The sequence below is a fragment of the Nocardioides sp. cx-173 genome (assembly GCF_021117365.1).
GTDB lineage: Bacteria > Actinomycetota > Actinomycetes > Propionibacteriales > Nocardioidaceae > Nocardioides.
In genome coordinates this window covers 934,259-956,011 of record NZ_CP088262.1, presented here as the reverse complement: position 1 = coordinate 956,011, position 21,753 = coordinate 934,259, and the positions used below count along the sequence as shown (strand labels likewise).

24 protein-coding genes and 1 pseudogene are annotated in these 21,753 nt (G+C 70.4%); 8 read left to right on the top strand and 17 right to left on the bottom strand.

Annotated features, from left to right (window positions below; translation table 11 throughout):
- Window positions 1-3 precede the first annotated feature (3 nt).
- The 8 genes and pseudogenes from rpsC to rpsJ form a co-directional block, all read right to left on the bottom strand.
- Window positions 4-849, bottom strand: coding sequence for a 30S ribosomal protein S3 (rpsC, locus tag LQ940_RS04545; RefSeq protein WP_231243378.1), 846 nt, complete (start codon window positions 847-849; stop codon window positions 4-6).
- The gene (rplV, locus tag LQ940_RS04540; protein WP_231243377.1) at window positions 849-1,295 is read right to left on the bottom strand and encodes a 50S ribosomal protein L22; all 447 of its coding nucleotides are present in this window, start codon (window positions 1,293-1,295) and stop codon (window positions 849-851) included. Before rplV ends, rpsC begins: the two co-directional genes overlap by 1 nt.
- The gene (gene rpsS / locus LQ940_RS04535; RefSeq protein ID WP_231243376.1) at window positions 1,292-1,573 is read right to left on the bottom strand and encodes a 30S ribosomal protein S19; all 282 of its coding nucleotides are present in this window, start codon (window positions 1,571-1,573) and stop codon (window positions 1,292-1,294) included. The genes rplV and rpsS overlap by 4 nt, the downstream gene beginning before the upstream one ends.
- Before the next feature lie 5 nt (window positions 1,574-1,578).
- Window positions 1,579-2,415 carry a 50S ribosomal protein L2 gene (gene rplB / locus LQ940_RS04530; RefSeq protein ID WP_231243375.1) on the bottom strand — a complete coding sequence of 279 codons (837 nt, stop codon included), beginning with the start codon at window positions 2,413-2,415 and terminating at the stop codon, window positions 1,579-1,581.
- Between the two features lie 24 nt (window positions 2,416-2,439).
- Window positions 2,440-2,745: a 50S ribosomal protein L23 gene (gene rplW / locus LQ940_RS04525; protein WP_231243374.1), complete on the bottom strand. Its 306-nt coding sequence runs from the start codon at window positions 2,743-2,745 to the stop codon at window positions 2,440-2,442.
- An 11-nt stretch (window positions 2,746-2,756) separates the two neighbouring features.
- Window positions 2,757-3,353: pseudogene (gene rplD / locus LQ940_RS04520) on the bottom strand (50S ribosomal protein L4); the annotation flags it as partial.
- A gap of 115 nt (window positions 3,354-3,468) precedes the next feature.
- A complete protein-coding gene (gene rplC / locus LQ940_RS04515; RefSeq protein ID WP_231243372.1) occupies window positions 3,469-4,128 on the bottom strand; it encodes a 50S ribosomal protein L3 in 660 nt (219 codons plus the stop codon).
- A gap of 10 nt (window positions 4,129-4,138) precedes the next feature.
- A complete protein-coding gene (gene rpsJ / locus LQ940_RS04510) occupies window positions 4,139-4,447 on the bottom strand; it encodes a 30S ribosomal protein S10 (protein ID WP_139977667.1) in 309 nt (102 codons plus the stop codon).
- A 612-nt stretch (window positions 4,448-5,059) separates the two neighbouring features.
- Here rpsJ and LQ940_RS04505 point away from each other — a divergent pair.
- The 5 genes from LQ940_RS04505 (at window position 5,060) to LQ940_RS04485 (ending at window position 10,102) form a co-directional block, all read left to right on the top strand.
- Window positions 5,060-6,010 (top strand): hypothetical protein, encoded by a 951-nt coding sequence (locus tag LQ940_RS04505; protein ID WP_231243371.1) that lies wholly within the window; start codon window positions 5,060-5,062, stop codon window positions 6,008-6,010.
- Window positions 6,007-6,645 (top strand): DUF4129 domain-containing protein, encoded by a 639-nt coding sequence (locus LQ940_RS04500; protein WP_231243370.1) that lies wholly within the window; start codon window positions 6,007-6,009, stop codon window positions 6,643-6,645. Before LQ940_RS04505 ends, LQ940_RS04500 begins: the two co-directional genes overlap by 4 nt.
- Before the next feature lie 83 nt (window positions 6,646-6,728).
- Entirely contained in the window at window positions 6,729-7,793 is a 1,065-nt protein-coding gene (locus LQ940_RS04495; protein WP_231365070.1) for a DUF4350 domain-containing protein, read from the top strand.
- Entirely contained in the window at window positions 7,790-8,782 is a 993-nt protein-coding gene (locus tag LQ940_RS04490; protein ID WP_231243368.1) for an AAA family ATPase, read from the top strand. The genes LQ940_RS04495 and LQ940_RS04490 overlap by 4 nt, the downstream gene beginning before the upstream one ends.
- A 27-nt stretch (window positions 8,783-8,809) precedes the next feature.
- The gene (locus LQ940_RS04485; protein ID WP_231243367.1) at window positions 8,810-10,102 is read left to right on the top strand and encodes a DUF58 domain-containing protein; all 1,293 of its coding nucleotides are present in this window, start codon (window positions 8,810-8,812) and stop codon (window positions 10,100-10,102) included.
- A gap of 109 nt (window positions 10,103-10,211) precedes the next feature.
- Here LQ940_RS04485 and LQ940_RS04480 read toward each other — a convergent pair whose 3' ends face one another.
- Window positions 10,212-11,207 carry a stage II sporulation protein M gene (locus LQ940_RS04480; RefSeq protein WP_231243366.1) on the bottom strand — a complete coding sequence of 332 codons (996 nt, stop codon included), beginning with the start codon at window positions 11,205-11,207 and terminating at the stop codon, window positions 10,212-10,214.
- 73 nt (window positions 11,208-11,280) lie between these two features.
- On the opposite strand from LQ940_RS04480, the gene LQ940_RS04475 reads away from it, so the two are divergent.
- Window positions 11,281-12,087 (top strand): RDD family protein, encoded by an 807-nt coding sequence (locus LQ940_RS04475; protein WP_231243365.1) that lies wholly within the window; start codon window positions 11,281-11,283, stop codon window positions 12,085-12,087.
- A gap of 11 nt (window positions 12,088-12,098) precedes the next feature.
- Here the strand turns inward: LQ940_RS04475 and trmB are convergent, their stop codons facing one another.
- The 8 genes from trmB to LQ940_RS04435 form a co-directional block, all read right to left on the bottom strand.
- Entirely contained in the window at window positions 12,099-12,821 is a 723-nt protein-coding gene (gene trmB / locus LQ940_RS04470; protein ID WP_231243364.1) for a tRNA (guanosine(46)-N7)-methyltransferase TrmB, read from the bottom strand.
- Window positions 12,822-12,966: 145 nt separating this feature from the next.
- Complete coding sequence (gene tuf, locus LQ940_RS04465) at window positions 12,967-14,160, bottom strand: elongation factor Tu (protein WP_231243363.1); 1,194 nt, start codon at window positions 14,158-14,160, stop codon at window positions 12,967-12,969.
- Between the two features lie 79 nt (window positions 14,161-14,239).
- A complete protein-coding gene (fusA, locus tag LQ940_RS04460) occupies window positions 14,240-16,351 on the bottom strand; it encodes an elongation factor G (RefSeq protein WP_269217232.1) in 2,112 nt (703 codons plus the stop codon).
- Window positions 16,352-16,425: 74 nt separating this feature from the next.
- On the bottom strand, window positions 16,426-16,896 hold the full coding sequence (rpsG, locus tag LQ940_RS04455) for a 30S ribosomal protein S7 (protein WP_134738135.1): 471 nt from the start codon (window positions 16,894-16,896) through the stop codon (window positions 16,426-16,428).
- Window positions 16,896-17,270 (bottom strand): 30S ribosomal protein S12, encoded by a 375-nt coding sequence (gene rpsL, locus LQ940_RS04450; protein WP_028644777.1) that lies wholly within the window; start codon window positions 17,268-17,270, stop codon window positions 16,896-16,898. Before rpsL ends, rpsG begins: the two co-directional genes overlap by 1 nt.
- 197 nt (window positions 17,271-17,467) lie before the next feature.
- Window positions 17,468-18,721: an MFS transporter gene (locus LQ940_RS04445; protein WP_231243362.1), complete on the bottom strand. Its 1,254-nt coding sequence runs from the start codon at window positions 18,719-18,721 to the stop codon at window positions 17,468-17,470.
- A complete protein-coding gene (locus LQ940_RS04440; protein WP_231243361.1) occupies window positions 18,718-19,164 on the bottom strand; it encodes a MarR family winged helix-turn-helix transcriptional regulator in 447 nt (148 codons plus the stop codon). The genes LQ940_RS04445 and LQ940_RS04440 overlap by 4 nt, the downstream gene beginning before the upstream one ends.
- A 118-nt stretch (window positions 19,165-19,282) precedes the next feature.
- Window positions 19,283-20,740, bottom strand: a complete 1,458-nt coding sequence (locus LQ940_RS04435) for an NCS2 family permease (protein WP_231243360.1) — start codon at window positions 20,738-20,740, stop codon at window positions 19,283-19,285.
- A gap of 59 nt (window positions 20,741-20,799) precedes the next feature.
- Between LQ940_RS04435 and LQ940_RS04430 the strand changes: the two genes are divergently transcribed.
- Both LQ940_RS04430 and LQ940_RS04425 read left to right on the top strand, forming a co-directional pair.
- The gene (locus LQ940_RS04430; protein ID WP_231365069.1) at window positions 20,800-21,123 is read left to right on the top strand and encodes a DUF2530 domain-containing protein; all 324 of its coding nucleotides are present in this window, start codon (window positions 20,800-20,802) and stop codon (window positions 21,121-21,123) included.
- Window positions 21,124-21,212: 89 nt separating this feature from the next.
- The gene (locus tag LQ940_RS04425) at window positions 21,213-21,731 is read left to right on the top strand and encodes a Dps family protein (protein WP_231243358.1); all 519 of its coding nucleotides are present in this window, start codon (window positions 21,213-21,215) and stop codon (window positions 21,729-21,731) included.
- The last annotated feature ends 22 nt before the right edge of the window (window positions 21,732-21,753 follow it).

Sequence of the window (21,753 nt, the reverse complement as noted above, 5' to 3'; positions counted from 1 at the left end):
GGCTCAGGACTCCGTTCCGGGCGCGGCAGCGCCCTCGGCGGGAGCGGCGGACGCAGCGGCCTCGGCCGGGGCCTCGGTCGCGGCCGGCGCGGACTCGCGGTCCGAGCGGGTCGGACGCGTGCCACGGCTCGGGCGCTCGCCACCACGGGTGGGACGGCCACCGGCGCCACCGCGACCGGGGACACCGGCGCGGGCGGCGGCCTGGGCCTGACGCTCGGCACGGGTGCCGGCGACCTCGCCCTTGTAGATCCAGACCTTCACGCCGATGCGGCCGAAGGTGGTCTTGGCCTCGTAGAAGCCGTAGTCGATGTCGGCACGCAGCGTGTGCAGCGGGACGCGACCCTCGCGGTAGAACTCCGTGCGCGACATCTCCGCGCCGTTGAGACGGCCCGAGCACTGGATCCGGATGCCCTTGGCACCGGAGCGCATCGAGGTCTGCATCGCCTTCTTCATGGCGCGGCGGAACTGCACGCGGCCGGAGAGCTGCTCGGCCACACCCTGCGCGACCAGCTGAGCGTCGACCTCGGGGTTCTTCACCTCGAGGATGTTCAGCTGGACCTGCTTGCCGGTGAGCTTCTCGAGCTCGCCGCGGATGCGGTCGGCCTCGGCGCCGCGGCGACCGATGACGATGCCCGGGCGGGCCGTGTGGATGTCCACGCGGACGCGGTCACGGGTGCGCTCGATCTCGACCTTGGAGATGCCGGCCCGCTCCATGCCCTTGGAGAGCAGCTTGCGGATCGCGACGTCCTCGCCGACGTAGGCCTTGTACAGCTTGTCGGCGTACCAACGGGACTTGTGGTCCGTGGAGATACCGAGCCGGAAGCCGTTCGGGTTGATTTTCTGGCCCATCAGGCGCCCTTTCCGTTCTTCTGGGTCCGCTTCTTCTTGCCGGCCGCGACGACCTCGGCGGGCTGGACCGCCAGGGTGATGTGGCTGGTGCGCTTGTTGATCCGCGTCGCGCGGCCCTGGGCGCGGGGGCGCCAGCGCTTCATCGTCGGGCCCTCGTCGACCTGTGCGACCGACACGACCAGGTCGTGGGTGTCCAGGCCCTCGGTGGTGCCGGCGTTGGCGACGGCGCTCTCGAGCACCTTGTAGACGGTCTCCGAGGCGGCCTGCGGCGCGAACTGCAGCAGCGAGAGCGCGTCGTCGACCGGCATGCCGCGGACCAGGTCCACGACTCGGCGGGCCTTCATCGGCGTGATCCGCACGAAGCGGGCGCTGGCGAAGGCACCGGGCTGGTCGCCGAGCAGCGACTCGCGCCGCGCGCTGACGCGGTGGCGTTCGGTGGTGCTCATCGGCGGCGTCCCTTCCGGTCGTCCTTGACGTGCCCGCGGTAGGTGCGGGTCGGGGCGAACTCGCCCAGCTTGTGGCCGACCATCGCGTCGGTCACGAACACCGGGACGTGCTTGCGCCCGTCGTGCACGGCGATGGTGTGGCCGATCATGTCGGGCACGATCATCGAGCGGCGCGACCAGGTCTTGATCACGTTGTGGCTGCCCTTGGCGTTCTCGGCGTCCACCTTCTTCTGAAGGTGGTCGTCGACGAAGGGGCCCTTCTTCAGGCTACGAGGCATGTCAGTTACTTCCTACCCTTGCCGGACTTGCGGCGACGAATGATCTGGGAGTCGCTGGCCTTGCGCTTGCGCGTACGGCCCTCGGGCTTGCCCCAGGGGGACACCGGGTGACGACCACCCGACGTCTTGCCCTCGCCACCACCGTGGGGGTGGTCGACCGGGTTCATGACGACACCTCGGACGGTCGGGCGCTTGCCCTTCCAGCGCATGCGGCCGGCCTTGCCCCAGTTGATGTTGGACTGCTCGGCGTTGCCCACCTCACCGACCGTCGCGCGGCAGCGCACGTCGACGAACCGCATCTCGCCCGAGGGCATGCGGAGCGTGGCGCGGCTGCCCTCGCGGGCGACCAACTGGGCGCTGTTGCCGGCGGAGCGGGCGATCTTCGCGCCGCCGCCGGGACGCAGCTCCACGCAGTGGATCGTCGTACCGACCGGGATGTTGCGCAGCGGCAGGTTGTTGCCGGGCTTGATGTCGGCGCCCACGCCGGACTCCACGTGGGTGCCCTGCGTCAGGTCCTTCGGCGCGACGATGTAGCGCTTCTCGCCGTCGGCGTAGTGCAGCAGCGCGATGCGGGCGGTGCGGTTGGGGTCGTACTCGATGTGAGCGACCTTGGCCGGCACGCCGTCCTTGTCGTAGCGACGGAAGTCGATGATCCGGTAGGCCCGCTTGTGACCGCCACCCTGGTGCCGGGTGGTGATCCGGCCCTGGTTGTTGCGGCCGCCCTTCTTGGGCAGCGGACGGGTCAGCGACTTCTCCGGCGTGGTCCGGGTGACCTCGGCGAAGTCGGCGACGGACGAGCCGCGACGGCCCGGCGTGGTCGGCTTGTACTTGCGGATAGCCATATCAGTTCCTAGTCAGAGATCCGGTCAGGAGACCGGACCCCCGAAGATGTCGATGCGGTGGCCCTCGGCGAGGCTGACGATGGCGCGCTTGGTGTCCTTGCGCTTGCCCAGACCGTTGCGGGTACGCCGCGTCTTGCCGGCACGGTTGATCGTGTTGACCGACGTGACCTTGACTCCGAAGATCTTCTCGACCGCGATCTTGATCTCGGTCTTGTTGGAGTCGGGGCGGACCAGGAACGTGTACTTGTTGGCGTCGAGGAGGCTGTAGCTCTTCTCCGACACCACGGGCGCGATCAGAACGTCGCGGTGGTCCTTGTGCAGCGTGCTCACTTGTCGCCCTCCTCGGCGTTCTGGTCCGTCTCGGTCGCCGAGGCGGCGCCCACGAGGGCGTCGTAGGCGCCCTTGGTGAAGACCACGTCGTCGGAGGCCAGCACGTCGTAGGTGTTGAGCTGGTCGACGGCCACCAGGTGGACCTGCGGCGCGTTGCGCAGCGAGAGCCAGGTGAGGGTGTCGGTGCGCTCGAGCACCACGAGCACGCGGGTCCGCGAGGTCAGCGACGCCAGGGCGGCGATCGCCGCGCGGGTCGACGGCGCGTCTCCGGACACGAGCGACTCCACGACGTGGATGCGCTCGTTGTGGGCCCGGTCCGAGAGGGCACCGCGCAGGGCGGCGGCCTTCATCTTCTTGGGGGTCCGCTGGTCGTAGTCGCGCGGCTTGGGGCCGTGGACGACGCCACCGCCGGCGAACTGCGGGGCGCGGGTCGAGCCCTGACGGGCGCGGCCGGTGCCCTTCTGCTTGTACGGCTTGCGTCCACCACCGCGGACCTCGCCCCGACGCTTGGTCGAGTGCGTGCCCTGGCGGGCCGCAGCCTGCTGGGCCACGACGACCTGGTGGATCAACGGGATGTTGACCTTGGCGTCGAAGATCTCGGCGGGCAGGTCGACCTTGACGGTCTTGGGGGCGCTCGAGTCGGCCTTCTTGCTCGAGGCAGCCTTCTTGGCGGGCGCCTTCTTGGCGGCAGCCTTCTTGGTCGTGCTTTCGGTCGCCATTGGATCAGGCCTCCTGGCTCTTCTTCGCAGCCGAGCGCAGCACGATGACCCCGCCCTTGGGACCGGGAACGGCGCCCTTCACGAGGATCAGGCCCTTCTCGGCGTCGACGGCGTGCACGGTGACGTTCTGGGTGGTGACGGTGTCGCTACCCATCCGGCCGGCCATGCGGACGCCCTTGAACACGCGGCCCGGCGTGGCGCAGGCGCCGATCGAACCGGGCTTGCGGTGGTTGCGGTGGGCACCGTGGGACGCGCCCACGCCGTGGAAGCCGTGGCGCTTCATGACACCGGCGAAGCCCTTGCCCTTGCTGGTGCCGGTCACGTCGATGACGTCGCCCGCGGCGAAGGTCTCGACCGGGAGCTCCTGACCGACGGTGTAGGACGCGGCGTCGGAGGTGCGGATCTCGACCACGTGGCGGCGCGGCGTGGTGCCGGCCTTGGCGAAGTGACCGGCCTGCGGCTTGTTGACCTTGCGACCCTCGATCTCGCCGAACCCGACCTGGATGGCGTTGTAGCCGTCGATCTCGGGGTGGCGGACCTGGGTGATCACGTTGGTCGACGCGGCGATCACGGTGACGGGGACGATGCGGTTGTTCTCGTCCCAGAGCTGGGTCATGCCGAGCTTGGTGCCCAGCAGCCCCTTCACGTTCTTCTCAACAGTCATGGCTTGGACCTCAGAGCTTGATCTCGATGTCGACACCGGCCGGCAGGTCGAGTCGCATGAGGGAGTCGACGGTCTTCGGGGTCGGGTCGATGATGTCGATGAGTCGCTTGTGCGTGCGCATCTCGAAGTGCTCGCGGGAGTCCTTGTACTTGTGGGGCGAGCGAATCACGCAGTAGACGTTCTTCTCGGTCGGCAGCGGCACCGGGCCGGCGACCCTGGCACCCGTACGGGTGACGGTGTCCACGATCTTGCGCGCCGAGGTGTCGATCACCTCGTGGTCATAGGCCTTGAGCCTGATGCGGATCTTCTGTCCCGCCATAGGTCTCTCTCTACCTTCTACTGGTCCACGTCGCTGTCCGGAACGTCTTCAGGTCGAATCCGCTCCGCCCTGTGCTCACCACTCCCCCGGTCGACCCCCGCGGTCGGGCGTGTCGCGAGATTTCCTCGCAACACGAGACCAGGATCGATCTGCAGTGTTGTGGTGCCCGACGGTTTGTCGGGCTGATCGGGTCTCCAGGTGCGGTGCTGACACAGGCCTGCTACCGAAACATCGCTCCGCGAGGAGCTGGGAGACGCGATTCAGTAGTCAAGATATGCCGCACCCCGGCGACCCGCCGGAGCAACCGGACTATCTTGGCAGATCTGTGCCGGTGCGCCAAATCGGATCGAGCGCCGGCGAGCGCCCCTGCTCGCGGAGCGGCCCGGCCCCTGACGACGCCGATGTCCCCGATCGTCCGGCGGCCCGACGAGCACCTGACAGGATGTGCCGGACCAAGGGGGTGCGATGTCGGGCTACGAACACTTTCCGCCGCCGGGAGCACCGGCTGGGGAGCCGGCGACCCCTCCCCCGCCTGGCTGGGCAGCACCGCCACCGCCCGCGCCGTACGCCCCCCCGCACGCCCCGCCGCACGCCTGGGCAGCGCCTCGCGGGATGCTCGGTGCCGCCCACAAGCCCGGCGCGATCCCCCTGCGCCCGCTCGCTCTCGGGGACATGTACGACGCGGCCTTCCGGATCATCCGGTTCAACCCCCAGGCGACCGTGGGGGCCGCGGTGCTGGTCACCGCGCTCACCATGGCACTGCCGGTCCTCGTGACGACGCTGCTGACGTTCACCACCGGCGTCGTCATCGACGAGTCGCAGGACGTCACCGGCACCGAGGAGGTGCTCGGGGTCGTCGGTGCCTTCGGCTCGATGCTGGGCGGCCTGGTCCTCCTCGTCGTGGCCCTGGGCATGGTCAACGGGCTGGTCTCGCTGGTGGTGCGCGCCGCCGCCGAGGGGCGGCGCCTCAGCCTGGGGCAGGCGTGGGCCGCCACGCTGGGCAAGCGCTGGCGGCTCGTCGGACTGACCGTCCTGGTCAACCTCGGCATGCTGCTCTACACCGGCGCGTACGTGACGCTGTGGTTCGTCGTCGTCCTCGTGAGCGACAGCGTGGTCGTGATCGTGCTGTGGGCCAGCTTCGGCACCGTCGCGTTCGGCGCCGGCGCACTGTGGCTCTGGACCCGCCTCTACTACCTGCCGGCCCCGGCCCTGATGCTCGAGGACGTCGGCGTCCTGGGCGCGATCGGGCGGGGCTACCGCCTGACCAGCGGTCACTTCTGGCGCACCCTGGGCATCGCGCTGCTGACCCTGCTCATCGCCTCCATCGCGGGCTCCGTGCTCTCGGTCCCGGTCGGACTGCTCGGCCAGGGCGTCGGGCTGGCGTGGCCGGAGTACGCCGCGCTCGGCCTGGTGCTGGGGCAGGCGGTGTCGACGGTGGTCTCCGCGGCGTTCGTCGCGCCGTTCAGCGCCGCCGTCGCCTCGCTCCAGTACGTCGACCTGCGCATGCGCAAGGAGGGCTACGACGTCGAGCTGATGTCGCGTGCCGGGGTCCTCGAGTCGTGAGGCTCGCCTCTCAGCCTGCCGCGCTCGTCGGCCGCCTGGCGGACCCGCCGCTGGACCCGACCCCCGACGAGGCGCGCTCCCGGCTGCGCCGCGAGCTGCTCGCGCCGGAGTACCACGAGCAGAACCTGCTCCAGCGCCTCGTCGACTGGCTGACTCGCCGCATCGACGGCGGGGTCAGCAGCGCGAGCGACGCACCGCCGTTGCAGACCCTGGCGGTGATGCTGGTCGCGGTGCTGCTCCTCGGCGGGCTGGCGCTGCTGCTCTCGCGCGCTCGGCGTACCGCCCGCGGCGACGACGAGGACCAGCCGGTCCTCACCGGCGAGGACGTCACCGCGGCCGCGCTGCGCGCTCGCGCCGTGACCGCGATGGCCGAGCAGCGCTACGAGGACGCGCTCGTCGACGGGTTCCGCGCCCTGGCCCTGCGCCAGGTGGAGCGGGGCCGGCTCGATGACGCTCCCGGGGCCACCGCCCACGAGGTCGCGCTGGCCCTGGCCGTGGAGTACCCCCACCAGCGCGACCGTGTCGACCTGGGCGCCCGGCTCTTCGACGCCGTCCGGTACGGCGACCGGCCGGCCACCGAGGAGCAGGCCGCCGGCGTCCTCGCGCTCGACGACGAGCTGGCGGGCGTGCGATGAGCGCGACGCAGGCACCTCCCGCGCCGGGCAGGAGCGGCCGAGCCGGCCGGCTTAGGCGTCACCGTGGCGCGCTGCTGATCGCGGTGGCGCTGGTCGCGGCCGTGGGCGTGGTCCTGTGGACCAGCGGCGAGGAGCGGACGCACGCGCGCCTCGACCCGGCCAACCCCGACGCCGACGGGGCGCGCGCCGTCGCACGGGTGCTGGAGGACCAGGGAGTCGACCTCAGCGTCGCCCGAGGCGCCGCCGAGCTCGAGCGCACGGAGGCCGGCGCCGGCACGACCGTCGTCGTCACCTCGACGCAGAGCCTCGGCCGCAGCACCCTCGACCGGCTCCTCGACCACGCCGGCAGCGCCCGGCTGGTCCTCGTCGACCCGGGCGTAGCCGTGACCGACGAGCTGGGGCTGGGCGCTGGCGGGTCCACCGACCCCCTGGGCAGCGGCCGCGAGGCCGACTGCGACGACCCGCTGTTCGACGGGCTCACGATCGAGGCGGACAGCGGCCTCTCGTACCCCGGCAGCGGCTGCTTCGGCGACGGGGACGGCCGGGCCCTGCTGGTCGCGCACGACGACGTGCTCCTCTTCGGCGCCGGCGACGCACTCGCCAACGACCAGGTGCTGCGCGCCGACAACGCGGCGGTGGCGCTGCGGCTGCTCGGCCAGGACCAGCGGCTGGTCTGGTACGTGCCTGCGGTGGAGGACCTGGTGGCACAGGACGAGGTCAGCCTCGGCAGCCTGGTCCCCGACTGGATCGCTCCGGCGATCTGGCTGCTCGCGCTCACCGTCCTCGGGCTGGTCCTGTGGCGCGGGCGGCGCCTCGGCCCGCTCGCTACCGAGCCGATGCCGGTGGTGGTCAAGGCGATCGAGACCACCCTCAGCCGCGGTCGCCTCTACCGCCGTGCCGGCGACCGGGAGCACGCCGCCCAGGCCCTGCGCCGGGCCGCGCGCGACCGCGCCGCCGAACGCCTGCGCCTGGGCGCCTCGACCGACCCCCGGACGCTGGTGCGTGACGTCGCCCGCCACGTCGGGCGCACCGAGGCCGAGGTCGACGCCCTGATCGGCCCGCACGCCCCTGCCCCCGCCACCGACACAGCCCTGATCGCTCTGGCCACCCGCTTGGCCGAGCTCGACAGAGAGGTACGCCGCACATGACCGAGACGACCAGCGAGGACGCGGTCCCGCGCGTCGACGACGAACGGGCACGCGAGCGGCTGTCCGCCGTACGCACCGAGGTGGCGAAGGCCGTCGTCGGCCAGGACGCCGCGGTCTCCGGCCTCCTGGTCGCCCTGCTGTGCGGCGGTCACGTGCTCATGGAGGGCGTGCCCGGGACCGCGAAGACCCTGCTGGTGCGCACGCTCGCCGCGGCGCTGTCCGTCGAGACCCGGCGGGTGCAGTTCACCCCCGACCTGATGCCCGGCGACATCACCGGGTCCATGGTGATCGACAGCCACCAGGGCCAGCTGAGCTTCCGTGAGGGGCCGGTGTTCACCAACCTGCTGCTCGCCGATGAGATCAACCGGACGCCGCCCAAGACGCAGTCGGCGCTGCTCGAGGCGATGGAGGAGGGCCAGGTGTCGGTGGACGGCGTCTCGCGCGCACTGCCTCGGCCGTTTCTGGTGGCCGCGACGCAGAACCCCGTCGAGTACGAAGGCACCTACCCCCTGCCCGAGGCCCAGCTGGACCGCTTCCTGATCAAGGTGGTGCTGCCGATCCCCCAGCGGGAGCAGGAGCTGGAGATCCTGCGCCGGCACGCCTCGGGTTTCGACCCGCGCGACGTCTCCGGCGCCGGGGTCACCGCGGTCGCCGGCGCCAGCGACATCGCCGCCGGCCAGGCGGCCGTCACGAAGGTGCAGGTCTCCCCCGAGGTGGCCGGCTACATCGTCGACATCGCGCGGGCCACACGGGAGTCGCCGTCACTCAGCCTGGGCGTCAGCCCACGCGGCGCGACCGCGCTGCTGCGCGCGTCCCGCGCCTGGGCCTGGCTGGTCGGCCGCGACTTCGTGACCCCGGACGACGTCAAGTCGCTCGCCCACGCCACCCTGGTCCACCGCCTGGGCCTGCGTCCCGAGGCCGAGCTCGAGGGCGTCGACGTCGCCCAGGTGCTGGCCTCGGCGCTCGGCTCGGTGCCGGTCCCCCGGTGAGCCGGACGCGCCGATGGTGACCTGCTGATGGCGATCTCGGGGCGGGTGCCGCTGCTCCTCCTGCTGGGACTCGTCCCGGTGGTGCTCCGGCCGACCGTCGGGACCGTGTTCCTGTGGCTGCTGGTGGTCGCCCTGCTCGCGGCGGCCGACTGGCTGGCGGCGCCGCGGACGAGCGTGCTGTCGTGGGAGCGCCGGCCGGTCGGGGCGGTGCGGATGGGCCACCCCACCGAGACCACGCTCGTCGCCTCCAACGCCTCGCGCCGCCGCGTCCGCGCGCTGGTGCGCGACGCGTGGCAGCCGAGCGCAGGCGCGAGCGACAACCGCCACCGCGTGCGTCTCGACCCCGGCCACCGTGCGCTGCTGCGTACTCCCCTGCGGCCGCGCCGGCGCGGTGACCTCCGCGCGGTGGGCGTCACCGTCCGCACGCGGGGGCCGCTCGGCCTCGCCTCCCGTCAGCGGACCGTGCAGGTCGACGGGGCCGTCCGCAGCCTCCCGCCGTTCGAGTCCCGCAAGCACCTGCCCTCACGGCTGGTCCGGCTCCGCGATCTCGACGGCCGAGCCGCCGTTCGCGTGCGTGGGCAGGGCACCGAGTTCGACTCGCTGCGCGAGTACGTCCGCGGCGACGACGTGCGCTCGATCGACTGGCGGGCCTCCGCCCGCAACCGCAACGTGGTGGTCCGCACCTGGCAGCCCGAGCGAGACCGGCGCGTCGTGCTCGTCCTGGACACCTCGCGCACGTCCGCGGGCCGGGTCGAGGACGTACCCCGCCTCGACTCCGCGATGGACGCCGCGCTGCTGCTCGCCGCCCTCGCCGCCCGCGCCGGCGACCGGATCGACTTCGTCGCCGGCGACCGGCGGGTGCGCACGCGGCTGCGCTCCGCCGGCTCCCGCGACGTCGCCGCCCGCCTTCAGGAGGCGATGGCGGACCTGGAGCCGGTCATCGCGGAGGCCGACTGGGACGCCCTCGTGGGCGCCGTCCAGGGCATGGGCCGACAGCGGGCCCTGGTCGTGCTGCTCACCCCGCTCGAGCCGTCCGCGATCGAGGAAGGGCTGCTCACCGTGCTGCCCGCGCTCACCCGCCATCACCGGGTCGTGCTCGCCTCCGTCCGCGACCCCGCCCTGGACCGCCTCGCCGCCGCCCGGGCCACGATCGACGACGTGTACGACGCCGCCGCCGCCGAGCAGGTCCTGGCCCGACGCCGCCGTACCGCCCACCTGCTGCACGCCCTCGGCATCGACGTCGTCGACTCCGACGCCGAGCGTCTCCCGCCCGCCCTCGCCGACCACTATCTGCAGTTGAAGGCGCGGGGGTTGCTGTAGGGCAGGGTTATCAGCATCTGCTGATAACCCTGACGTTCTGGGCCGGAGTTCTGGCCCAGAACGTCAGGGAAACGCCCGGCAGCTGGGTGCGTCACCCCGCGCGGCGCCGCTAGACCTGGGTGGCCACCCGGTCCTCGAGCAGCGCGGCGTCGACGTCGCCGGTGAAGCCGCGGCGCGCCGCGTTGCGGCCGAGCACGAACACGTAGGCGAAGAAGACCAGCTCGGCGAGGATGCCGATCCCGATCCGGGCCGCGGTGGGGAGGCCGGAGGGGGTCACGAAGGCCTCGATCACCCCGCTGACGGCGAGCACGGCCACCAGGCCGAGCGAGACGGTGGCGGCCGTGCGGCCCTCGCGGGCGATCGACTGGGTCCGGGTGAGGCGGCCGGGCTCGACCCACGACCAGAAGAGCCGCAGGCCCACGCCGCCGGCCACGAAGACCGCGGTCAGCTCCAGCAGGCCGTGCGGGAGGATGAGCCCCCAGAACAGCTCGCCCCGGTCATGACGGGTCATCACCGAGCCCAGCACCGCGAGGTTGAGGATGTTGTGGAAGAGCAGCACCACCACCGGGAAGCCCAGGATGCCGAGGGCGACGCACTGCGCGGCCACCCAGGCGTTGTTGACCCAGACCTGCGCCGCGAAGTGGCTGGCGGCGTACTCGCTGTAGTAGCCCTCGAAGTCCTCGTTGACGAGCTGGTCGACCTCCGAGGGCGGGATCAGCGACTGCTCCACCTGGGGATGGTCCAGCAACCACCACATCATCACCGCGATGACGATGACGTTGACCGCCAGGCATCCCAGCCACCACCAGCGCAACCGGTACAGCGCTGCGGGGAACCGCTCGAGGAAGAAGGTTCGCACACCACGCCAGGAGCCGACGCGGGTGCCGACCGCCTTGTTGCGCGCGTGCGAGAGCAGCGAGGACAGGTGACCGACGAGGGAGGCGTCCGGCGCCGAGGTGCGTACGACGGACAGGTGCGTGGCCACCTGCTGGTAACGCTCCACGAGCTCGTCGCTCTCCGCCCCGGTGAGCCGGCGGGTGCGGACCAGCTGGTCCAGCCGCTGCCACTCGTGGGCGTGCGCGAGCACGTACGCGTCCAGGTCCACGCGCACACTCTAGGCGGGGGCGAGCCGGACGATCCGGACGATCCGGACGAGACTCGCACCTACACTGACCGCGATGACCCCGGAGTTCGCCACCCTCACCACCGACGACCTCGTCACCGGCGAGGCGGTCGCGCTCGACCTGCCGCCGGCCAGCCTGGCCGCGCGCATCGGGTCGGGGCTGATCGACGTGCTCGCGACGGTGCTGTCGCTGGTGGCCGTCTTCATGCTGTTCCTGCTCGCGGCCGTCAACGCCGACGCCGCGCTCAACCACGTCGCACTGGTCGGCTCCCTGATCACGGTGTTCCTGGTCATCCCCACAACCCTCGAGACGCTGACCCGCGGGCGCTCGCTCGGCAAGCTCGCGATGGGGCTGCGCACCGTGCGGGACGACGGCGGTCCGATCTCCTTCCAGCACGCGTTCACCCGCGCCCTCGTCGGCTTCGTCGAGATCTACGCCTTCGGCGGGGCGCCGGCGTTCTTCTCAGCGCTGGTCAGCTCCCGCGGCAAGCGGCTGGGCGACTTCGCCGCCGGCACCTACGTCGTCCGCGATCGGGTGCCCCTCCGGCTCACCGTGCCCTCGCAGATGCCCCAGCACCTCGCCGGCTGGGCGCGGACGGCGGACATCACCACGCTGCCGACGGGCTTGGCCCTGGCGGTGCGCCAGTTCCTCGGTCGCTACCACGCCTTCGACCCGCAGTCGCGCACCGCGGTGGCGACCCAGCTCGCGACCGAGGTACGTCGCTACGTGGCGCCCGCGCCGCCCGCGGGCACGCCGCCCGAGGACTTCCTGGCCGCGGTGGTGGCCTCGCGGCGGGAGCGGGACCAGGCCCGGCTGCGTCGCGAGGCGCAGCTGCGCCACCGGCTCACGTCGCGCCGCTGACCCGCCCCTGACTACCCGACGCGCCGGTAGGCGAGGTCCACGATCTCGCGCCCGACGGCGACGCCCTTGCGCTCGAACTTGGTCACGGGTCGCTCCGCCCAGCGCGGCACCTGCCCACCCTCGAGACCCGGCTCGGCGTCGAGGACCTGGCGCATCTGCACGGCGTACGCCGCCCAGTCGGTCGCGAGGCGCCAGACACCGCCCGGCTCCAGGCGCGAGGCCACCAGCCGGGCGAACTCCGGCGTCACGAGCCGGCGCTTGTGATGCTTGGTCTTGGGCCAGGGGTCGGGGAAGAACGTCCACAGCTCGCGGACCGAGGACGGCGCCACCAGGTGCTCGAGGGACCACGCGGCGTCCACGGAGCAGAACCGCACGTTGTCGGCACCCGCCGCCGCGACCTCCGCGAGACCCGCCGCGACGCCCGGCAGCCAGACCTCGAACGCGACCACGTTGCAGTCCGGCCGCGCCGCCGCCAGCACACCGGTCGCTTCGCCCACGCCGGGGCCGATCTCGATCACCAGCGGTGCCTCACGTCCGAACACCTCGGCCCAGCTGAACCCGGGCTCGTCCACGGCCTCGTCCGGGATGACCCAGTCGCGGTGGTGTGCGTCCCACGCCTCCTGCTGGCTCGGGGTGAACCGACTCCCCCGCCGCGAGTAGCTCAGCACCTGGCGCAGCCGCCGACCGTCCTCGGTCAGCTTCATGTGCGGTCGCGCCGTCGCCTGCTCGCTCATGCCCGTCATTCTCGCTGCTCCCTACCCTCGGTCCTGCCCGAGGTGACCCGTCAGAAACTCCCCGCAAATGACGCTGACCCGTCAGAAAGTTTCTGACGGGTCAGCGGTGGATCGAGCCGGTCAGTGACCGGCGGCGATCACGGACTTACTTCGTGATCTTGGTGACGCGGCCGGCACCGACGGTGCGGCCACCCTCGCGGATCGCGAACTTCAGACCGTCGTCCATGGCGATCGGCTGGATGAGCTCGACCGACATCTCGGTGTTGTCACCCGGCATGACCATCTCGACGCCCTCGGGAAGGGTCACAACGCCCGTCACGTCCGTGGTACGGAAGTAGAACTGCGGGCGGTAGTTGTTGAAGAACGGCGTGTGACGGCCGCCCTCCTCCTTCGAGAGGATGTAGACCGAGGCCTCGAAGTTGGTGTGCGGGGTGGACGTGCCCGGCTTGATGACGACCATGCCGCGCTCGATGTCCTCGCGCTTGGTGCCACGAAGCAGCAGACCGACGTTCTCACCGGCCTCGCCCTCGTCGAGCAGCTTGCGGAACATCTCGACGCCGGTGACCGTCGACTTCTGCGACTTCTCGCGGATGCCGATGATCTCGACCTCCTCGTTCACCTTGATGATGCCCCGCTCGATGCGACCGGTGATGACCGTGCCGCGACCGGTGATCGTGAAGACGTCCTCGACGGGCATGAGGAACGGCTTGTCGGTCTCACGCTCGGGGGTCGGGATGTACTCGTCGACCGCGTTCATGAGCTCGACGATCGACTCGCCCCACTTCTCGTCACCCTGGAGGGCCGGGAAGGCAGCGACGCGGACCACGGGGACGTCGTCGCCCGGGAACTCGTACTCGGAGAGGAGCTCGCGCACCTCCATCTCGACGAGCTCGATGAGCTCCTCGTCGTCGACCATGTCGCACTTGTTGAGCGCCACGACCAGGGCCGGCACGCCGACCTGGCGGGCGAGCAGCACGTGCTCACGCGTCTGCGGCATGGGGCCGTCGGTGGCGGCAACCACGAGGATCGCGCCGTCCATCTGAGCCGCACCGGTGATCATGTTCTTGATGTAGTCGGCGTGACCCGGGCAGTCGACGTGCGCGTAGTGACGCGCCTCGGTCTGGTACTCGACGTGCGCGATCGAGATCGTGATGCCGCGCTGACGCTCCTCGGGAGCCTTGTCGATGTCCTCGAACGCCGAAGCAGCGTTGAGGTCCGGGTGCTTGTCGTGCAGCACCTTGGTGATTGCTGCGGTCAGCGTCGTCTTCCCGTGGTCGATGTGACCGATGGTTCCGATGTTGACGTGCGGCTTGGTCCGCTCGAACTTCGCCTTAGCCACTGTGGGCTCCTCCTGGTGTGGTTGTTACTTGACTCGTACTTGACGTGGTGGTGCGTGGTGCGTGTGGCCCGTGCGGGGGTTACTCCCCACGCACCTTCTTGATGATCTCGTCGGCGATGTTCGTGGGAACCTCGGCGTACGAGTCGAACTCCATCGAGTACGAAGCCTGGCCGGAGGTCTTGGACCTCAGGTCGCCAACGTACCCGAACATCTCGGAGAGCGGCACGAGGGCGTTGACGACGATGTCGCCGTGACGCTCCTCCTGCGCTCGGATCTGGCCGCGACGGCTGTTGATGTCGCCGATGACGGTGCCGAGGAACGACTCGGGGGTCGTCACCTCGACCGCGAACATGGGCTCCAGCAGCACCGGCTTGGCCATGCGGGCGGCCTCCTTGAAGGCCTGGTTGCCCGCGATCTTGAAGGCCAGCTCGGAGGAGTCGACGTCGTGGTAGGCGCCGTCCTCGAGCGTGAACTTGACGTCGACCATCGGGTAGCCGGCGAGGACACCGAACTCGAGGGCCTCCTGGCCACCCTGGTCCACCGAGGGGATGTACTCCTTCGGCACGCGGCCACCGGAGACGTTGTTGACGAACTCGTAGCCCGCACCGGTGCCCGTCTCGGGGTCGATGTTGGGGCCGAGCGAGACGACGACCTTGGCGAACTGGCCGGAGCCACCGGTCTGCTTCTTGTGCGTGTAGCTGTGCTTGGTGACCTCCTTGCGGAGGGTCTCCCGGTAGGCCACCTGCGGCTTGCCGACGGTCGCCTCGACGCGGAACTCGCGCTTCATGCGGTCGACGAGGATCTCCAGGTGGAGCTCGCCCATGCCGGCGATGATCGTCTGGCCGGTCTCTTCGTCGGCCTTGACCGTGAACGTCGGGTCCTCGTCGGAGAGCCGCTGGATGGCGGTTCCGAGCTTCTCCTGGTCGCTCTTGGTCTTGGGCTCGATCGCGACCTCGATCACCGGGGCCGGGAACGTCATCGACTCGAGGATGACCGGGTGCTGCGGGTCGCTCAGCGTGTGACCGGTCTTGGTGTCCTTGAGGCCCATGACCGCCACGATCTGGCCGGCGCCGACCGACGCGATCTCCTCACGCTTGTTGGCGTGCATCTGGTAGACCTTGCCGATCCGCTCCTTGCGGCCGTTGACCGAGTTGACCACGGTCGCGCCGGCCGCGAGCTTGCCGGAGTAGACGCGCACGTAGATCAGCTTGCCGAGGTGCGGGTCGGTCGCGATCTTGTAGGCCAGGCCCGAGAACGGCTCGTCGTCGGAGGGCAGGCGCTTGATCTCGACGGTCTCGTCCTTGACGGAGTGACCGATGATCGCGTCGATGTCGAGCGGCGAGGGCAGGTACTTGACGACCGCGTCGAGCAGGGGCTGGACGCCCTTGTTCTTGAACGCGGTGCCGCACAGGACCGGGTTGACCTTGTCGGCCAGGGTCGCGCGGCGGATCGCCGCCTCGAGCTCCTCGACGGTGAACTCGCCCTCGTCGAGGAACTTCTCCATGATCGCGTCGTCGGCGTCCGACAGGGTCTCGAGCAGCTTCTCGCGGTACTCGGCGGCCTGCTCGGCCAGCTCGGCCGGGATCTCCTCGACGTCGTAGTCCTCGCCCATCTTGGTCTCGCCGCGCCACGTGAGCGCGCGCATGCCGACCAGGTCGATGACACCGAGGAAGTCGCCCTCGGCACCGATCGGGAGCTGGAGGACCAGCGGGGTGCTGTTGAGGCGCTCCACCATCATGTCGACGCAGCGGAAGAAGTCGGCGCCCGTGCGGTCCAGCTTGTTGACGAAGCACATGCGGGGCACGGAGTACTTGTTGGCCTGGCGCCAGACGGTCATCGTCTGGGGCTCCACGCCGGCGACGCCGTCGAACACCGCGACCGCGCCGTCGAGGACGCGCAGCGAGCGCTCCACCTCGGCGGTGAAGTCCACGTGCCCGGGGGTGTCGATGATGTTGATCTGGTGGTCCTTCCACCAGCAGGTCGTCGCGGCGGACGTGATCGTGATGCCGCGCTCCTGCTCCTGCTCCATCCAGTCCATCGTGGCCGCGCCCTCGTGGACCTCACCGATCTTGTAGGTGATGCCGGTGTAGAAGAGGATGCGCTCGGTGGTGGTGGTCTTGCCGGCGTCGATGTGCGCCATGATGCCGATGTTGCGGACCTTGTTGAGGTCGGTCGTGATGTCGACAGCCACTGAAAGTCTCAGTCCCTCGGAAGTTGTTGGGGTGCTGGTGGCGTGAGGGGTACGGCGTACCCCTCACGCACAGGTCACCAGCGGTAGTGGGCGAAGGCCTTGTTGGACTCGGCCATCTTGTGGGTGTCCTCGCGCTTCTTCACCGCGGCACCGAGGCCGTTGGAGGCGTCGAGGATCTCGTTCATGAGCCGCTCGGACATCGTCTTCTCGCGACGGTCGGCGGCGTAGCCGACGAGCCAGCGCAGCGCGAGCGTGGTGCCGCGCGTGCCCTTGACCTCGATCGGGACCTGGTAGGTGGCGCCACCGACGCGGCGGGACTTCACCTCGATGGACGGCTTGACGTTGTCCATCGCGCGCTTCAGCGTCACGACCGGGTCGGTGCCGTTCTTCTCGCGGCAGCCCTCGAGGGCGCCGTAGACGATGCGCTGCGCGACCTGCTTCTTGCCGTCCTGCAGGACCTTGGAGACGAGCTGGGAGACCAGCTGCGAGCCGTAGACCGGGTCGATGTCGATCGGCCGCTTCGGGGCCGGACCCTTGCGGGGCATTAGCTCTTCTCCTTCTTCGCGCCGTAGCGGCTGCGGGCCTGCTTGCGGTTCTTGACACCCTGGGTGTCGAGGGTGCCGCGGATGATCTTGTAGCGCACACCGGGGAGGTCCTTCACCCGGCCGCCGCGCACGAGCACGATGGAGTGCTCCTGGAGGTTGTGACCGACGCCCGGGATGTAGGCGGTGACCTCGACGCCGCTCGACAGGCGCACGCGGGCGACCTTGCGAAGGGCGGAGTTCGGCTTCTTGGGCGTGGTCGTGTAGACGCGGGTGCAGACACCGCGGCGCTGGGGCGAACCCTTCAGGGCAGGCGTCTTGCTCTTGGACACCTTGTCCTGTCGGCCCTTGCGGACCAGCTGGTTAATCGTGGGCACCTGGTGGTTCCCTTTCATGTAGCTCTCAGTGCTCGGCGCCTTGCCGGGCACGCGTGTTGCAATGGTTCTGTGTGCCTGTGGTGAGTGCGCCCGGATTTGGGCACGCGCAACGGTCTGGTCGTGCCAGACACAAGTACCGAGATTACCGGGCGCCCCGAACGCGGTCAAAACGCCGTCGGGGCGGGGCGGTCCGGGTCTCAGGCGTGGACCAGGTCCCGGGCCGGGCGTCCCTCGCGTTGGGCCTTGGCCCGGAGGTACACGGCGCTCGCGAACAAGACACCGGCCACGGTCATGGCGCCACCGCCGATGAGCGTCCATCGGGCCCCGAACACCTCTCCGACCCACCCGAGCACGGGCGCGCCCAGCGGCGTCCCCCCGATGAAGATCATCATGTACAGCGCCATCACCCGCCCGCGCATTCCCGCGTCGGTGTTGAGCTGCATGAAGGCGTTGGCGCTGGTGATCATGGTCAGGGCGAGGAAGCCGAGGACCGGGCACAGGAGCGCGAAGGTGAGGTACGACGGCGCGAGCCCGGCCACGATCTCGACGAGGCCGAACACCACCGCGGCGCCCACCACCAGGCGGTGGCGGACCCGCGTCCGGCTGGCGGCCAGCAGCGAGCCGGTCAGTGACCCGACCGCGAGGAACGTCCCGAGCATCCCGAACTCCGCGGAGCCCTTGTCGAAGACCTGCGTGGCCATGAGCGCCGAGGTCATCTGGAAGTTCAGGCCGAAGGTGCCGGCGAAGAACACGATGCCGAGGATCAGCATCAGGTCCGGGCGCTGGCGCACGTACGACACGCCGGCGCGGATCTGACCGGGCTGGCGGCGTACGAGGTCGGCGACATGGAGCGTGCTGGCGTCGAGGCGGGCGAGGGCGACGATCGGGCCGATGTAGGTGAACGCGTTGAGGAGGATGACCCAGCCGGTGGCGACGACGCCGGAGCCGAGCAGGGCGATCGAGACGCCGGCGAGCGCGGGGCCGAGCAGACGCGCGGAGTTGAAGCCGGCGGAGTTGAGGCCCACCGCGTTGGTGAGGTCGTCGGCGTCGACGATCTCGGAGACGAACGACTGGCGCGCGGGGGCGTCGAAGGCCGAGGCCACTCCGAGCACCAGCGCCAGCACATAGACGTGCCAGATCTGGACCGTGCCGGTGATGGCGAGCACACCGAGCACGAGCGCGGGAGCGGCCATGCCGATGTTGGTCATCTGGAGCAGCCGGCGCTTGGGGATCCGGTCGGCGACCAGGCCCGCCACCGGCGAGAGCAGGAGGAAGGGCAGGAACTGCAGACCGGTGGTGATGCCGATCGCGGCCGCGCTGTTGGCGGTCAGCAGCAGGACCAGCCAGTCCTGGGCGACGCGCTGCATCCAGGTGCCGACGTTGGACACCAGGTTGCCGGCGGCGTACAGCCGGTAGTTGGGGTTGCGCAGCGAGCGGAAGGTGGGGCTCAACCAGATGCCAGCCTTTCGAGGATGGGGGCCGCACTGCGGAGCACGGCGCGTTCGTCGGAGGTCAGGGTGCCGAGCCGGGTCGCCAGCCACTCGTCGCGGCGGGCCCGGTCGGCCAGGAGCGTCTCGCGACCGCGTTCGGTCAGGGCCACGAGCACCTGGCGGCCGTCGGTCTCGTGGGGGTGCCGGCTCGCGAAGCCGCCGTCGACCAGGAAGTTGACGGTGCGGGTCATGCTCGGGGGCTGCACCATCTCGATGCGGGCCAGCTCGCCGACCGTCAGGTCGCCGTGGCGGTGCAGCGCGCCGAGCACGGCCATGGTGTTCATGCTCAGCTCGTTGTCGGGGTGGCGCTCGGTGGCGAGTCGCCGGCGCAGGCGCATGACCGACAGCCGGAGCTCGGAGGCGAGTCCGGCGTCGGTGCGCGCGGCCTTCTCAACGGTAGGCATATCGTTAGCATAAGTCATTACCCATGCTAACTATTCCGGGCTCGCCCCGAGCGCGGTGAGGCCTCGATCACGCTGACCCGTCAGAAAGTTTCTGACGGGTCAGCGGTGAGCTGGACGATCAGGTGAGCCAGGCGGTGAGGGGCTGGATCGCGAAGTAGACGACGAACAGCGCCGCGACGCCGTACAGCAGTGGGTGGACCTGGCGGGCCTTGCCGACGACGAGCTTGATCAGCACGAAGGAGACGAAGCCGGCGCCGATGCCCGCCGAGATCGAGTAGGTGAACGGCATCAGCACGATCGTGAGGAAGGCCGGGATGGCGATCTCGACGTCGGCCCACTGGATGCCGAGGACCTGCTGCATCATCAGGAAGCCCACGAGCACCAGCGCGGGGACCGCGGCCTCCGAGGGGATGATCGCGACCAGCGGGGCGAAGAAGACGGTGAGCAGGAACAGCACGCCGGTCACGACCGACGCGAGCCCGGTGCGGGCGCCCTCGCCCACGCCCGAGGCGGACTCGATGTACGACGTGTTGGACGAGACGCCGGCCGCGCCGCCGGCCACTGCGGCCAGGGAGTCCACGATGAGGATGCGCTGCGCGTGCGGCGGGGTGCCGTCCTCGTCGTTCAGGCCCGCCTCAGCGCCGATGGCGGTCATCGTGCCCATGGTGTCGAAGAAGTCCGCGAGCATCAGCGTGAAGATCAGCAGGATGGCCGAGACGATCCCCACGGACTCGAAGGAGCCGAGCAGCGAGAACTCGCCGAGCGTCGCGAGGTCGGGCAGGTCGAAGACGTCCCCCGGCCACGACGGCACGGTCAGCGCCCAGCCCGTCGGGCTCTTGTCGGCCGCGCCCAGGTCGCCGATCGTCTCCACGACGATGGCCACCACCGTCATGACCACGATCGAGATCAGGATGGCCCCACGGACCTGACGCACCCACAGCCCGATCAGGAGCAGCAGTCCGAGGACGAACACGAGCACCGGCCACCCGGCCAGCTGGCCGGTCTGGCCGAGCTGCACCGGGACCGTCGTGTTCGCGGCGTCGGGGATCCGGCGTACGAAGCCGGCGTCGACGAAGCCGATCAGCGCGATGAAGAGCCCGATGCCCACCGAGATCGCGACCTTGAGCTGCGCCGGCACGGCGTGGAAGACCGCCTTGCGGAAGCCGGTCAGGACCAGCACCAGGATCAGCAGCCCCTCCAGGACGACCAGGCCCATGGCGTCGGCCCACGTCATCTGCGAGGCGACGGCCACGGCCAGGAAGGCGTTGAGCCCCAGCCCGGTCGCGATCGCGAGGGGGAAGTTGGCGACCGCGCCCATCAGGATCGTGAGCACGCCCGCCACGAGCGCCGTACCGGCCGCGATCACCGCCAGGTTCGGCTCGCTGCCGCCACCCAGGTAGTTGCCGTCGATGTCCTTCGCGTAGCCGAGGATGAGCGGGTTGAGGACCACGATGTAGGCCATCGTGAAGAAGGTGACGACGCCGCCGCGCACCTCCCGGGCCACGGTCGAGCCGCGCTCGCTGATCTTGAAGTAGCCGTCGATCGCGCCGCGTGGGGCATGAGTGCTGGTCGTCACAGCGGCTGAGCATTCCAGACATCCGCGAGGGCCGTCACCCGATCGACTACCGTGAGACCGTGGAGCTGCGCGACGACCAACCCATGGCACACGAGTTCAGGCGCCGCACCTACCTCCTGGCCGACGTGGAGCCGCTCGACGTCGACGGCGTCCGCACCGTCCAGGTAGGCACGGCGCTGTTCCTCCTGGCCTTCGTGGCCCTGCTCCCGTTCTACGGCCGGCTGGCCGAGGACGACCGCACCTGGTGGCTGTGGATGTGCCTGTGCGGGGTGGCGCTGGGCCTCTTCGGGCTCGAGTACTGCAAGCGCCGGCGCGCGATCCGCACCGAGCGCGAGGTGCTCGACGAGCCGGCCGGCCGACCGGACGACGCGCCCACGCCCTGACGGTGTGAGTCGCACGCCCATGGTTTGACGCCGTATCTGGCGGGTAACCGGCGAGTATGACTTCGAAGCTGCACTACACCGTCCCCGGCATGAGCCAGACCGATGCCAAGCGGGTCGTCGCTCTCCTCCAGAGCCGCCTGCACGCCTGCAACGACCTGCACCTGACCCTCAAGCACGTGCACTGGAACGTCGTGGGCCCGCACTTCATCGCGGTCCACGAGATGATCGACCCGCAGGTCGAGGCCGTCCGTGGCTTCGCCGACGACCTGGCCGAGCGCATCGCCACCCTGGGCGGCTCCCCCGTCGGCACCCCCGGCGCCCTCGTCAAGGCCCGCGACTGGGACGAGTACTCGATCGGCCGGGCCACCACCCAGGAGCACCTGGGCGCGCTCGACCTCGTCTACCAGGGCGTCATCGGCAGCTACCGCGAGGGCATCAAGGAGCTCGGCGAGCTGGACCCGGTCACCGAGGACATGTTCATCGGGCAGACCGAGCAGCTGGAGCTGTTCCACTGGTTCGTCCGTGCCCACCTCGAGGACAAGGGCGGCCACCTCGCGACCGAGGGCGCCGACACCGAGGCCGACGCCGCCGCGGCAGCCGCGAAGTAGTACTCCCCTCACTCGCAGCAGG

What these genes read in the sequence shown, in the direction of transcription:
- rpsC (WP_231243378.1), bottom strand. Translation starts at nt 849, where the DNA reads ATGGGCCAGAAAATCAACCCGAACGGCTTCCGGCTCGGTATCTCCACG.
- trmB (WP_231243364.1), bottom strand. Translation starts at nt 12,821, where the DNA reads ATGAGCGAGCAGGCGACGGCGCGACCGCACATGAAGCTGACCGAGGAC.
- rplB (WP_231243375.1), bottom strand. Translation starts at nt 2,415, where the DNA reads ATGGCTATCCGCAAGTACAAGCCGACCACGCCGGGCCGTCGCGGCTCG.
- rplC (WP_231243372.1), bottom strand. Translation starts at nt 4,128, where the DNA reads ATGACTGTTGAGAAGAACGTGAAGGGGCTGCTGGGCACCAAGCTCGGC.
- rpsJ (WP_139977667.1), bottom strand. Translation starts at nt 4,447, where the DNA reads ATGGCGGGACAGAAGATCCGCATCAGGCTCAAGGCCTATGACCACGAG.
- LQ940_RS04505 (WP_231243371.1), top strand. Translation starts at nt 5,060, where the DNA reads ATGCTCGGTGCCGCCCACAAGCCCGGCGCGATCCCCCTGCGCCCGCTC.
- rpsS (WP_231243376.1), bottom strand. Translation starts at nt 1,573, where the DNA reads ATGCCTCGTAGCCTGAAGAAGGGCCCCTTCGTCGACGACCACCTTCAG.
- LQ940_RS04490 (WP_231243368.1), top strand. Translation starts at nt 7,790, where the DNA reads ATGACCGAGACGACCAGCGAGGACGCGGTCCCGCGCGTCGACGACGAA.
- rplV (WP_231243377.1), bottom strand. Translation starts at nt 1,295, where the DNA reads ATGAGCACCACCGAACGCCACCGCGTCAGCGCGCGGCGCGAGTCGCTG.
- LQ940_RS04475 (WP_231243365.1), top strand. Translation starts at nt 11,281, where the DNA reads ATGACCCCGGAGTTCGCCACCCTCACCACCGACGACCTCGTCACCGGC.
- rpsG (WP_134738135.1), bottom strand. Translation starts at nt 16,896, where the DNA reads ATGCCCCGCAAGGGTCCGGCCCCGAAGCGGCCGATCGACATCGACCCG.
- LQ940_RS04440 (WP_231243361.1), bottom strand. Translation starts at nt 19,164, where the DNA reads ATGCCTACCGTTGAGAAGGCCGCGCGCACCGACGCCGGACTCGCCTCC.
- LQ940_RS04425 (WP_231243358.1), top strand. Translation starts at nt 21,213, where the DNA reads ATGAGCCAGACCGATGCCAAGCGGGTCGTCGCTCTCCTCCAGAGCCGC.
- LQ940_RS04485 (WP_231243367.1), top strand. Translation starts at nt 8,810, where the DNA reads ATGGCGATCTCGGGGCGGGTGCCGCTGCTCCTCCTGCTGGGACTCGTC.